General features: G+C 71.7%; 12 protein-coding genes. 7 read left to right on the plus strand and 5 right to left on the minus strand.

Translation table 11 applies throughout. From position 1 onward, the window contains the following. Window positions 1-4 precede the first annotated feature (4 nt). Window positions 5-1,078 carry a threonine aldolase family protein gene (locus tag ACRQ4B_RS15775; RefSeq protein ID WP_439692337.1) on the plus strand — a complete coding sequence of 358 codons (1,074 nt, stop codon included), beginning with the start codon at window positions 5-7 and terminating at the stop codon, window positions 1,076-1,078. Window positions 1,079-1,080: 2 nt separating this feature from the next. Here the strand turns inward: ACRQ4B_RS15775 and ACRQ4B_RS15780 are convergent, their stop codons facing one another. Genes ACRQ4B_RS15780 through ACRQ4B_RS15790 form a run of 3 tightly spaced genes read right to left on the minus strand, consistent with a single transcriptional unit; the run spans window position 1,081 to window position 2,983 of the window. Beyond that, window positions 1,081-1,737: an ABC-2 transporter permease gene (locus tag ACRQ4B_RS15780; RefSeq protein ID WP_439692338.1), complete on the minus strand. Its 657-nt coding sequence runs from the start codon at window positions 1,735-1,737 to the stop codon at window positions 1,081-1,083. Next, window positions 1,734-2,624, minus strand: coding sequence for an ABC transporter ATP-binding protein (locus ACRQ4B_RS15785; protein ID WP_439692339.1), 891 nt, complete (start codon window positions 2,622-2,624; stop codon window positions 1,734-1,736). The genes ACRQ4B_RS15780 and ACRQ4B_RS15785 overlap by 4 nt, the downstream gene beginning before the upstream one ends. Further along, window positions 2,609-2,983 (minus strand): GntR family transcriptional regulator, encoded by a 375-nt coding sequence (locus tag ACRQ4B_RS15790; protein ID WP_439692340.1) that lies wholly within the window; start codon window positions 2,981-2,983, stop codon window positions 2,609-2,611. Before ACRQ4B_RS15790 ends, ACRQ4B_RS15785 begins: the two co-directional genes overlap by 16 nt. Before the next feature lie 227 nt (window positions 2,984-3,210). Here ACRQ4B_RS15790 and ACRQ4B_RS15795 point away from each other — a divergent pair, with 227 nt between their 5' ends. Then, window positions 3,211-4,065 carry a sugar phosphate isomerase/epimerase family protein gene (locus tag ACRQ4B_RS15795; RefSeq protein WP_439692341.1) on the plus strand — a complete coding sequence of 285 codons (855 nt, stop codon included), beginning with the start codon at window positions 3,211-3,213 and terminating at the stop codon, window positions 4,063-4,065. Further along, window positions 4,062-5,120 carry a Gfo/Idh/MocA family protein gene (locus ACRQ4B_RS15800; protein WP_439692342.1) on the plus strand — a complete coding sequence of 353 codons (1,059 nt, stop codon included), beginning with the start codon at window positions 4,062-4,064 and terminating at the stop codon, window positions 5,118-5,120. Before ACRQ4B_RS15795 ends, ACRQ4B_RS15800 begins: the two co-directional genes overlap by 4 nt. 20 nt (window positions 5,121-5,140) lie before the next feature. Here the strand turns inward: ACRQ4B_RS15800 and ACRQ4B_RS15805 are convergent, their stop codons facing one another. Continuing rightward, entirely contained in the window at window positions 5,141-6,304 is a 1,164-nt protein-coding gene (locus tag ACRQ4B_RS15805) for an epoxide hydrolase family protein (protein WP_439692343.1), read from the minus strand. An 88-nt stretch (window positions 6,305-6,392) separates the two neighbouring features. Between ACRQ4B_RS15805 and ACRQ4B_RS15810 the strand changes: the two genes are divergently transcribed. Next, the gene (locus tag ACRQ4B_RS15810; RefSeq protein ID WP_439692344.1) at window positions 6,393-6,980 is read left to right on the plus strand and encodes a TetR/AcrR family transcriptional regulator; all 588 of its coding nucleotides are present in this window, start codon (window positions 6,393-6,395) and stop codon (window positions 6,978-6,980) included. 17 nt (window positions 6,981-6,997) lie between these two features. On the opposite strand, the gene ACRQ4B_RS15815 is transcribed toward ACRQ4B_RS15810, so the two are convergent. Continuing rightward, window positions 6,998-7,945 carry an NADP-dependent oxidoreductase gene (locus ACRQ4B_RS15815; RefSeq protein WP_439692345.1) on the minus strand — a complete coding sequence of 316 codons (948 nt, stop codon included), beginning with the start codon at window positions 7,943-7,945 and terminating at the stop codon, window positions 6,998-7,000. A gap of 185 nt (window positions 7,946-8,130) precedes the next feature. Here ACRQ4B_RS15815 and ACRQ4B_RS15820 point away from each other — a divergent pair, with 185 nt between their 5' ends. From ACRQ4B_RS15820 to ACRQ4B_RS15830, 3 genes are all read left to right on the plus strand, one after another. Then, entirely contained in the window at window positions 8,131-9,450 is a 1,320-nt protein-coding gene (locus tag ACRQ4B_RS15820; protein ID WP_439692346.1) for a GNAT family N-acetyltransferase, read from the plus strand. Window positions 9,451-9,562: 112 nt separating this feature from the next. Further along, window positions 9,563-10,021: a DUF2087 domain-containing protein gene (locus tag ACRQ4B_RS15825; RefSeq protein WP_439692347.1), complete on the plus strand. Its 459-nt coding sequence runs from the start codon at window positions 9,563-9,565 to the stop codon at window positions 10,019-10,021. 35 nt (window positions 10,022-10,056) lie between these two features. Next, window positions 10,057-11,043 (plus strand): squalene cyclase, encoded by a 987-nt coding sequence (locus ACRQ4B_RS15830; protein WP_439692348.1) that lies wholly within the window; start codon window positions 10,057-10,059, stop codon window positions 11,041-11,043. Window positions 11,044-11,167: the final 124 nt, after the last annotated feature.

Below are 11,167 nucleotides of genomic sequence, written 5' to 3' on the forward strand. Positions count from 1 at the left end.
ACACGTGACCCTCCGACTCCACGACCTGGACCTGCGGGGCTTCGCCTCGGACAACTACGCAGGCATCCACCCCGAGATCCTCGACGCGATCGCCGCGGCCAACGACGGCCACCAGATCGCCTACGGCGAGGACGTCTACACGGCCCGTCTGCAGGAGGTCTTCGGCGCACACTTCGGCACCCAGGCCCAGGTGTTCCCGGTGTTCAACGGCACCGGCGCGAACGTCGTCGGCCTGCAGTCGATGCTCCCGCGATGGGGCGCCGTGGTGTGCACCACGACCGCGCACATCCACACCGACGAGGCCGGCGCACCCGAGCGCGTCGGCGGCATCAAGCTGCTGCCCGTCGAGACCCCCGACGGCAAGCTCACCCCGGCGCTCATCGACAAGGAGGCCTGGGGCTGGGGCGACGAGCACCGCGCCCAGCCGCTCGTCGTGTCCATCACGCAGACCACCGAGCTCGGCACGGCCTACACGGTGGAGGAGGTCCGGGCGATCGCGGACCACGTCCACTCGCTCGGCATGACGCTGCACATGGACGGTGCCCGCATCTCGAACGCGGCGGCGACGCTCGGCGTGCCGCTGCGCGCGTTCACGACCGACGCCGGCGTCGACGTCCTGAGCTTCGGCGGCACGAAGAACGGCATGCTCTACGGCGAGGCCATCGTCGTGCTGGACCCCGCGGCGTCCGAGGGCCTGCACTACCTGCGCAAGATGAACATGCAGCTCTCGTCGAAGATGCGGTTCGTGTCGGCGCAGCTCATCGCATTGCTGACCGACGACCTGTACCTGCGCTCCGCCGGCCACGCCAACGCGATGGCGCTCCGGCTCCGTGGAGCACTGGAAGCGGGCATCGCCGACGGCAGCATCCAGGGCGTCGGCTTCAGCCAGGAGACGCAGGCGAACGGGGTCTTCGCGACCCTGCCCGCCGGCGTGGCCGACCGGCTCCGGCAGCACTTCCGGTTCTACGACTGGGACGCCAGCCGCAACGAGGTCCGCTGGATGTGCGCCTACGACACGTCCGAGCAGGACATCGACACGTTCGTGGACGCGCTGCGGCGGGAGCTCGACGCGGTCTGAGCTCAGAGTTCCCGGCGCTGGTACAGCCGCACGGCGATCGTCGCGGACACGGCGATCGCCGCTGCCACCGCGACGACGACGATCCCGACGAGCGTCGGCGACGGAGCCACGAGGTCGGCCGGCTCGACCTCGCCGAACCATCCGGCCTGCCCGACGACGAACCCGACGACCGCGATGATCGCGACCGGGATGTAGACCATCGGCCGCCCACGCGTGAACCCGAGCGCGAAGAACCACGGCAACTGCACCGCGTAGGCGAGCCCGACGCACGCCGTGGCCCCGAGGAGCATCGTCGCGACGAGCGGCCACCCGATGTCCTGGTGCCGCAGCGCGCCCGTGACCACGGTGGTCACCGCTCCGAGGCCGACGGCGACGACCGCGAAGAGCGCCATCGACAGGTACCGGCCGACGACGACGGCGCGCCGGGCGATCGGAGCGATCCCGTAGAGGGTGTCGAGCCGACCGCGCTCGTCGCCCTGGAACGGGATCGACGCGGAGACCGAGGCGACGACGGCACCGACGACGACACCGAGACCGGGGACCGGCAGGGTGACCGAGAAGACGACGGTGAAGAGGAGGGGCAGCACGATCCGGAGCGGCTGTGTGCGCGCCATGCTCACGAGGTCGAAACGGGCGAAGCGGAGGGCGGTGGTGGTCATGCGGCGATCTCCTTCCGGTGCGGGCTGCTGTGTTCGGCGAAGTGCACGACGACGTCGTCGGTCGAGGCTTGGTCGATGACGACGTCCGGCCCGAACCACGCGGTGTCGCCGGCACGGATGAGCCCTTCCCACCGGCCGGTGCCGTCGCGACGGAGCCCGATGGTCGAGGGCGCGGCGACCTCGGGGAACGGACCGGCCCCGCGCACGACGGCGAACTGCTCGTGCAGTTCGTCGACGCCGCCCTCGTAGGCGACCCGGCCGGCGTCGAGCACCACGAGGTGGTCGGCGAGGTCGTCGAGCTCCTCGGTGATGTGGGTCGAGAAGAGCACGGTGTGGTCCGGATCCAGCACGAACTCGCGGATGGTGTCGGCGAGGTCGCGCCGGGCCACCGGATCCAGCCCGCTCGAGGGTTCGTCGAGCACGAGCAGGTCGGGCTGGTGTGCGAGGGCCATCGCCAGGGAGAGCTTCACGCTCTGTCCACGGGAGAGCCCGCCCACCCGGTTGCCCACGGGGACGCCGTAGCGGTCGAGCAGCTCGCGGAAACGCCGGTCGTCCCAACGGTCGAAGAGCAGCCCGACGTACCTCCCGATCGAACCGACACGCCACTCGGGCGCGGCGGTGACCTGGTCGAGCACGACGCCGATGCGGTCGCGGACGACCGGGTCCGTCGGGCGAGCACCGCCGAACAGGCTGACGGAGCCGGACTCGGCGCCGACGAGACCGAGCACGGTCTTGACCAGGGTGGTCTTGCCGGCGCCGTTCGGTCCCACCAGCCCGGTCACGAGACCCGTCGGCACGGTGACGTCGACGTCGCGCAGCGCGAAGGCGCCCTGCTGCCGGTGCAGCGAGCGGATGGTGATCGCAGTGTCGGTCAGGGACGGTTCCATTGCTCTTCGACCTTCCGTCGGATGTCGTCGATGGTCATGCGTGCGGCGCGGGCTGCCTGGACCAGTTCGTCGGTCGCGCTGTCGACCCGTGCGGCGAGTGCGGAGCCCGCGAGGTCGGCGTCGATCGCCCGGACGACGAAGCCGCGTCCGTGCTCGTTCGAGACGAGCCCTTCGGCCACCAGGTCGTTGTAGGCGCGGGTCACGGTGATGACGCTGACCCGCAGTTCGAGCGCGAGCTGCCGGAGGGACGGCAGGAGCGCGCCCTCGAGCAGTTCCCCCGCGTGCACCGCGTTGCGGACCTGCGTCTTGATCTGCTCGTACATCGGCACCGAACTGGTGCTCGACAAGATGATCCGCACGCGACTCCTCGACAACTGTGTATGTACACCAGAACAGTACGAGCGTCGCTGGGCGGCGTCAACCCCTCCCGGCGACCGGCATCGGGCGCCGATGTGGACGAGGCCAGCAGGATGCCGATCTGCAGGGCGAACGCACGGGTCCGGCAATGTCGTGACAACCGTCCGACGAGCCCGTACGTTCGAGACGTCCCGCGATTCCGCACGACCCCTTCGGAAGAGGTCCGCCCATGCGACTCGGCGTCAGCTCCTACAGCTTCGCCGCCGCGCTCGACTCCGGCACGATGTCCTTCACGGACGTCATCGACCGGATCGCCCGCGCCGGCGCCGACCACGTCGAGGTCGCGAGCCTCACCGACCGGTTCCTCGCCGAGCCCGACCTCGTCGACGAGGTCCGCGAGCACGCGGCGGCGCGCGGGGTCGAGCTCGCGAACTACGTGATCGGCGCCGACTTCCGAGCGGAGGACACCGCGGCCCAGCTCGATCGCGTCCGACAGCACCTCGACGTGGCGCACCGGCTCGGGATCACGCGGTTCCGGCACGACGTCGTCGAGTGGGCCTGGCGGGACGCCGACCAGGCCGAGTACGAGACGACCCTCGCCCGGATCGTCCCGATCTGCCAGGAGCTCGCCGACCACGCCGCCGGTCTCGGGATCACCACGACGGTGGAGAACCACGGGTTCTTCATCAACAACAGCGAGCGTCTGCGCCGCCTGGTGTACGCGGTCGACCGCCCGAACTTCCGGATGCTGCTCGACGTCGGCAACTTCCTCTGCCTCGACGAAGACCCGCTCGCCGCCGTCCCGCGGTCGCTCCCGATGGCCGCCGTCGTCCACCTCAAGGACTTCCTGGTGCGGGACCACCGTCCCGGCGACGGCTGGCTGACCACTGCCGCCGGCCGGAGCATCCTCGGCACGATCGTCGGGCACGGCGACCTGCCGGTGCGGGCGCTCGTCGGGCTGATCGCCGCGAGCGGCTTCGACGGCCCGGTGTCGATCGAGTTCGAGGGCCTCGAGGACCCGGGCGTGGCCGTCACCACCGGCCTGGCCAACGCCCGCCGGTACTGGGAGGAAGCGACCGCATGAGCACCATCGGGATCGGCGTCGTCGGCGCCGGCAACATCGCCGAGTTCCACCTCGCCGCCTACGCCGCGAACCCGGACGTCGAGATCGTCGCCGTCGCGGACATCGCCGTCGACCGGGCACGAGCCCGCGCCGACCAGTTCGGTGCCGCGTCCGCGTACGCCTCGGTCGAGGAGCTCCTCGCTGACCCCGCGGTGGACGCCGTGTCGATCTGCACGAGGAACGACACCCACGTGCAGATCGCCATCGCCGCGCTCGGGGCGGGCAAGAGCGTGCTGGTCGAGAAGCCGATGGCGCGGACGGTGGCCGACGCGGAAGCCCTCGTCGCGGCCGAGGCCGTCGCGCCCGGCATCCTCCAGGTCGGGTACGTCCGCCGGTGGTCGACGAACGCCACCGTCCTGAAGACCTTCGTCGACGCGGGCGACCTCGGCGAGGTCTACTACGCGAAGGCGACGTGCCTGCGACGAGCCGGCAACCCGGGCGGATGGTTCGCCGACCGCAGCGTGTCGGGTGGCGGCCCGCTGATCGACGTCGGCGTCCACTTCATCGACATCGCCTGGTGGCTCATGGGGATGCCGACGGTGGTCTCCGTCACCGGGTTCACGTCCGACCGGGTGGGCGACCGCGGCAACATCGAGAACCTCACGCGGTGGAGGTCGTCCGACCACGACGCGTCGGAGAACACCGTCGAGGACCTGGCGGGAGCGGTCATCCGGTTCGACAACGGGGCCGTGCTGAACGTCGACGTGTCCTACTCGTTGCACGGCCGGGACGAGGTCGGTGTGCGGCTCTACGGGGACCGGGGCGGCGCGGAGCTCGAGCCGGAGCTCCTGGTGTTCACCGAGCAGCACGACACGATCGTCACCCTCGCCCCGCAGATCGACTCGACGACGTTCGAGATGGAGGCCGGGTTCCAGAACGAGATCGACGGGTTCGTCGCCGCGGTCCGGGACGGCACACCGTCGGCCGTCCCGGCGACGCACGGCCTGGTGATGACGAAGATCCTCGCCGCGATCTACGAGTCGGCTGCGTCCGGCCACGAGGTCGTCGTGGCCTGAGCGCACGGCGGGCGGACGTCTCAGCGCCCCAGCCCGTGGAGCCCCGTCCTGATCTCGGCGGCGAGGAACGCGGGCTGCTCGAGTGCGGCGAAGTGCCCGCCGTGCTCGGCTTCGCCGAAGTGGACCAGGTCGCTGTAGGCGTCCTCGATCCAGCTCCGCGGCAGCACCGGGAGGTCGTGCGGGAACACCGTGACCGCGACCGGGAGGTCGAGGTGCGGGCCGGCCATCGTCGCTGAGCGGTTGTCCCAGTAGACGCGCCCGGAGGAGGCCCCGCTGTTCGTGAACCACGAGATCGAGATCGTGTCCAGGATCCGGTCGACGTCGATCGCGTCCTCCGCTCGACCACGGTTGTCCGTCTTCGACTGGTACTTCTCGTATATCCACGCCGCCTGCCCGACGGGCGAGTCCGCCAGCGCGAAGCCGACCGTCTGCGGCCTGGTCCCCTGCAGGTGGTTCGACCCACCGAGCTCGCCGGCGTACCGGGCGAGCCCGTCGACCGCACGGCGCTCCGCCGGCGACAGCACCGACGGGATCTCGGCCGGGAACGCGTACGGGGTGCTGAGGTGGATGCCGAGGAGCCCCGCGGGCCGAGCCACGCCGAGGGCCGTGGTTACCGCACCGCCCCAGTCCCCGCCGTGCGCGACCCACTCCGAGTAGCCGAGCCGTCCCATCAGCTCCGCCCAGGCGGCGGCGATCCGCTGCACGGTCCACCCCGGCCCGGTCGGCTTGCCCGACCACCCGGCCCCCGGCAGCGCGGGGATGACGACGTCGAAGGCGTCCTCCGCGCGCCCGCCGAACGCGGCAGGGTCGGTCAGCGGCCCGATGAGTCCCGCGAAGTCGGCGACCGAGCCCGGCCAGCCGTGCGTGAGGAGCAGCGGCAGCGCGCCCGGGGTCCGGGACCGCACGTGGACGAAGTGGACGTCGAGCCCGTCGATCTCGGTGAGGAACTGCGGGAACGAGTTCAGCGCGGCTTCCGAGCGACGCCAGTCGTACCGGTCCCGCCAGTGCTCGACGAGTTCCTGGGCACTCGGGAGGCGGACGCCCTGCGACCAGTCGGGCACGGTCTCCGGGGCCGGCCATCGGGTCGTCGCCAGTCGCCGCGCGAGGTCGTCGAGGTCGGCGTCGGGGACGTCGATGCGGAACGGGCGGACGGCCCCGACCGTCGCCGCGGTGGATGCGTTCATCGTGCGCTCCTGTCTCGGCGTGCCCGATTGCACACCGGTGTGCAACGGAGCGTACGCCGATTGCACACCCGTGTGCAATGATCGGATCGTGCACGCGATCGACCGCCCCACCGGGACCCCGACCGACGAGTGGATCCTCGACGTCGCCACCGAGGTCCTCGGGGCCGATCCGGACGCCGGCATCGGGGACATCGCGGCTGCCGCCGGAGTCGTCCGCCGCACGGTCTACGGCTACTTCTCGACACGCTCGGACCTCGTGCTCGCGCTCACGAGGCGGGCGGCCGGCGAGATGCTCGACGTGATGCGCGCCGTCGCGACCCCTGACCGCCCGGCAGACGCCGTCTGGGTCGACGTCATCGCGCGGATCTGGCCGCTCGTGCACCGCTACCGTGTGCTCGTCGTCCTGCGTCGCGGCGTGTTCGGGCCGGAGATCCACGCCCTGCTCGCCCCGGTCGACGAAGCGCTCGCCGACCTGGTCCGTCGCGGTCAGGCGGACCAGGTGTTCGGGACGCACCTGCCCGCCGAGGTCCTGGCGCAGGTCTCGTGGTCGGCGGTGTTCGCCATCGCCGACCACGACCTGACCCGTCACGACCTCGGCGTCCGCGGGGCGACGACGTCGAGCCTGCTCCTGCTCGGGGTCCCGGAGCACCGCGCGGCCGAGCTGCTCGACGGCTAGCGAGCACGTCCGGGCGGTCACACCAGCACGATCACCTTGCCGACGACGCCGGTGTCCGCAGCCTCGGCGTGCAGGGCGGGGAGCTCGTCGAGCGTGATCCGGCGGCCGACCTCGATCGTCAGCGCTCCGGCGTCGACGAGCGACACGAGCTCCGCGAGCCGTTCGCGGTCCGGCCGCACGAACACCGTCTCAGCACGGACCCCACGCCCGTCGTCGCCCGGCGTCGCCATGAACGCCGTGGTGCTGACGACGACACCGCCGTCCCGGACCAGCGCGACGGACGAGGCGAAGTCCTCGGGGTCGATCGGCGCCAGGTTCAGCAGGACGTCGACCTGTCCGTCGACCGCGGCGAGGAGGTCGGTGGCGGTGTGGTCGACGACCTGGTCCGCCCCGGCAGCCGTGACCGCCGCCGCACTCCGCGGACTCGCCGTGGCGATGACGTGCGCACCGGCGCGCTTCGCGAGCTGCACGGCGTACTTGCCGACGACGCCGCCGGCACCGACGATCAGCACCCGCTGCCCGGACCGGAGCGAACCCTCGTCGAACAGGGCCTGCCATGCCGTCAGCGCGACCGACGGCAGCGCGGCGGCGTCGGCCAGCGGCACGGACGTCGGCGCGGGGACGACGGACTCGGCCGGCGCGACGACGTACTCGGCGGCCGCACCGTTCCGTTCCATCGGGAGGAACCCGATCACGGCATCGCCGACCGCGGTGCCGGTGACACCGTCCCCGATCGCGTCGACCGTCCCGGACACGTCGTAGCCGGGGATGTGCGGCAGCTCGATCGGGATCGGCAGGAAGCCCGCCCGCATCCCGTTGTCCGCCGCGTTGAACGCCGACGCAGCGACGCGGATCCGGACCTCGCCGGGGCCGAGCGTCGGGACCGCGACGTCGACGACCTCGAGCACCTCGGGTCCGCCGACCTGTTCGTACTGCACTGCCTGCATGGTCTTGCCCTTCGTCATGTGCTTCGAACTCGAAGCATCTGGTGAGACGGTAACACTGCTTCGAAATCGAAGCAACAGTCGGATCCGGCCCCGTTGCGGACCGGAGGCACGGTGCCGGGCCGCCCCGCGCCTCCAGTCCGGCATCCCGCGCCCCGACAGATCCCGCACCCCCGTTCGTCACCGGCCACCGATAGTGTCGAAGGGTGAGCAACGAGGCATTCGACGACCGCTACGAGCTGCGCGAGTTCGCGCCCGGGACGGACGACAAGGGGGCACCGAACGCCGAGACCGAGTCCTGGATGCAGGCCGTCGGGCTCGGGTTCCACGAGACACACCCCGGTGACGAGGCGGCGGCCCGCATGGTCGGCCACTTCGTCGAGGACGGCAACACCTGGCTCGGCGCCTACGTCCGTCGTCCCGCGACCGGCTCCGTCGACGAGACATGGCCCGCCGGTACGTTCGCCTGGTTCCGGAAGGCACTCAGCTGGGGCGACGGGTCGTCCATCGACACGCAGGCGATCTCGGCCGTCACGGTCCGCCCCACCGAGCGTCGCCGGGGCATCCTCCGCCGGATGATGACGCACGCGCTGGAGCGCGGCGTCGCCGAGGGCTACGCGATCGCGTCGCTGACCGCGTCCGAGGGCACCATCTACCGCCGCTTCGGCTTCGGGAGCGCCATCCGCGAGCGCGCCGTCAGCGTCCGTCGCAACCGCGCCCTGCCGTTCCTCGCGCCGACCACCGGCGTCGTGAGCGTCGTCACCCCCCAGTGGCTCGCCGCCGGGACCGGTCGCGCCGTGTTCGACCGCTTCACCGCCCGCACGCCGGGCTCGATGGTGCGGAACGCCGGAACCTGGCCCGTCGCGTTCGGGCTCCTCGGCAACGACGGCGAGCAGGCGAAGGACGTCCGCGCAGCGGTGCACCGCCCGGACGACTCCGACGAGGTCGACGGCTACGTCACCTGGCGCGTGAAGGAGAGCCGCGACGGCGACACCGTGCTGCAGGTCGTCGACCTGGTCTACGCCACCGACGCCGCGTACCTGTCGCTGTGGGAGTTCCTGCTCTCGATCGACCTCAACGACGTCGTCACGTACAACCGCTCGCGGCTCGACGACCCGATCGTCGCGGCACTCGGCGACAACCGCGCGTACGACGTCGACCACGAGGAAGACCACGTCTGGCTGCGGATCCTCGACGTCGCGGCGGTGCTCACCTCGCGGCCCTACGCCGTCGACGGTTCGCTGACGCTTGCCGTCACCGACGCGCTCGGGTTCACCTCCGGCACGTACCGCCTGGACGTCCTGGAGGGCCGTGGCACCGTCACGAAGACCTCGGACGACGTCGACGTGGCCGGCTCCGACCTCCAGCTCGACGTCGCGGACCTCGGCGCGCTGCTCCTGGGATCGGTGTCGCCGGTCACCCTGGCAGCAGCCGGCCTGGTCCGCGCGGTGGACCCGGCTGCGCCGGCCCTGCTCCGCGCGATGCTCACGCCGCCCCGGACGCCGCACGGCATCACGTACTTCTGATGGACGTGCTCGCGCAGGTGCTCCTCGTGGCACGCCACTTCGACGTCCCGATCGACGACGCGGTGCGCGAGAAGTGGTCGAAGTGGCACCCGGACCGTCTGGTGGCCGACTCGTGAGCGAACGGTCGACCGCGGTGGGTCGGGCTCGGCAGGCCGTCGCGGTGCTGGCGAGTCCGACGCTCCGGGCAGCGGTGGTGGGCGACGCCGAGCTGGACGACCGCACCCGCGCGGCGATCGGGGCCTTCGACTGGCTCGGCGACGACGGACCGGACACACCGCTGCTCGGCCGGACGGCGCAGGACCTCCAACGGCTGCAGGGGTCGGCGGCGCTGCTCGAGTTCGACCGGATCGGGCGGATGGCCGTGCCCGACGACCAACGGCACCCGTTGTCGGTACGCATCGTGCAGCTCGTGTTCGACCGGCTCGGGACCACACGCCCAGTGCCCGAGCCGGTGCTGAACGCGGCGATCGCGATGTTCGCCGAGGACGTCGCGATCGTGCGGCGGGACGCGGTCGACCTCGGGGTGCTCGAACGGACGGACGACGGCGCGTCCTACCGGTACGTCCGGTAGGACCGGCGACGGAGGACCGGCGTAGTCTCCGCGCCATGGACGACGACCCCGTGATCGACTGGCTGCTCGACTCCGACCCGGCGCTCCGCTGGCAGGTCGAGCGCGACCTCGTCGGTGCCCCGCCGTCGGTGTGGGAACGCACCCGCACCCGGGTGTCGACCGAGGGATTCGGCGCGGCGCTCCTCGCCCGGCAGGATCCAGACGGCCAGTGGGCCGGCGGCGCGTACTTCCCGGCGGACTTCGACTTCGAGGGCCCCGAAGCGCAGGGCCCTGGCCAGCCGTACACGGCGACGACGTGGTCGCTCAACGCCCTGCGGGACTGGGGTGTCGACGCCGCGGTGCTCGGGGACACCGCCGCGCGGCTCGACGCGAACAGCCGGTGGGAGTACGAGCAGCTGCCGTACTGGGCCGGCGAGGTGGACTGCTGCATCAACGCGTTCACCCTCGCGAACGGGGCGTGGCTCGGTGCCGACGTCGACGGGATCGCGGACTGGCTGCTCGAGCACCAGCAGTCCGACGGCGGGTGGAACTGCGAGTGGGTGGAGGGGTCGACGGTCTCCTCGTTCCACTCCACGTTGAACGTGCTGGACGGACTGCTGCAGCACGAGCAGTCGACCGGCGGTGTCCACCCTCGGGTCTCCGACCTCCGGGACGCCCGACACCGCGGCGCGGAGTACCTGCTCGAACGCGGGCTGATGCGCCGGAGGTCCGACGGCGAGGTCGTCGGGCCCTGGGTCCACCGTTTCGCGTACCCGTTCCGGTGGATCTACACGGCGCTCCGCGCGACCGACCACCTCCGCGCCGCCGCCCTGCACGACGGGACCGCGCCCGACCCGCGCGCCGCCGAGGCGATCGAGGTCGTCCGCGCGGCACGGAACGAGGACGGCACCTGGACCCAGGGCGAACGTCCGCCCGGTCGGCAGTGGTTCGAGGTGGACGTCCCCGCCGGCGAACCCTCGAAGTGGCTCACCCTGTCCGGCACCCGGGTGCTGCGGTGGTGGGACGGGTCGCGTCCGGCCTGACCCGCGGCACCGTCTGGACCCGCACCACCGAAGTCACGTCGCACCGTGGAATCTCGTGGTTCGGCATGACCTCGGTTGTTGGCGACCGTGCGGAACCACGCCCCGCCCCGAGGGTGCGGGACCG

Source organism: Curtobacterium sp. SP.BCo, assembly GCF_051903265.1.
Classification (GTDB): Bacteria; Actinomycetota; Actinomycetes; order Actinomycetales; family Microbacteriaceae; genus Curtobacterium.

What these genes read in the sequence shown, in the direction of transcription:
- ACRQ4B_RS15785 (WP_439692339.1), bottom strand. Translation starts at nt 2,624, where the DNA reads ATGGAACCGTCCCTGACCGACACTGCGATCACCATCCGCTCGCTGCAC.
- ACRQ4B_RS15795 (WP_439692341.1), top strand. Translation starts at nt 3,211, where the DNA reads ATGCGACTCGGCGTCAGCTCCTACAGCTTCGCCGCCGCGCTCGACTCC.
- ACRQ4B_RS15830 (WP_439692348.1), top strand. Translation starts at nt 10,057, where the DNA reads ATGGACGACGACCCCGTGATCGACTGGCTGCTCGACTCCGACCCGGCG.
- ACRQ4B_RS15780 (WP_439692338.1), bottom strand. Translation starts at nt 1,737, where the DNA reads ATGACCACCACCGCCCTCCGCTTCGCCCGTTTCGACCTCGTGAGCATG.
- ACRQ4B_RS15815 (WP_439692345.1), bottom strand. Translation starts at nt 7,945, where the DNA reads ATGACGAAGGGCAAGACCATGCAGGCAGTGCAGTACGAACAGGTCGGC.
- ACRQ4B_RS15805 (WP_439692343.1), bottom strand. Translation starts at nt 6,304, where the DNA reads ATGAACGCATCCACCGCGGCGACGGTCGGGGCCGTCCGCCCGTTCCGC.
- ACRQ4B_RS15800 (WP_439692342.1), top strand. Translation starts at nt 4,062, where the DNA reads ATGAGCACCATCGGGATCGGCGTCGTCGGCGCCGGCAACATCGCCGAG.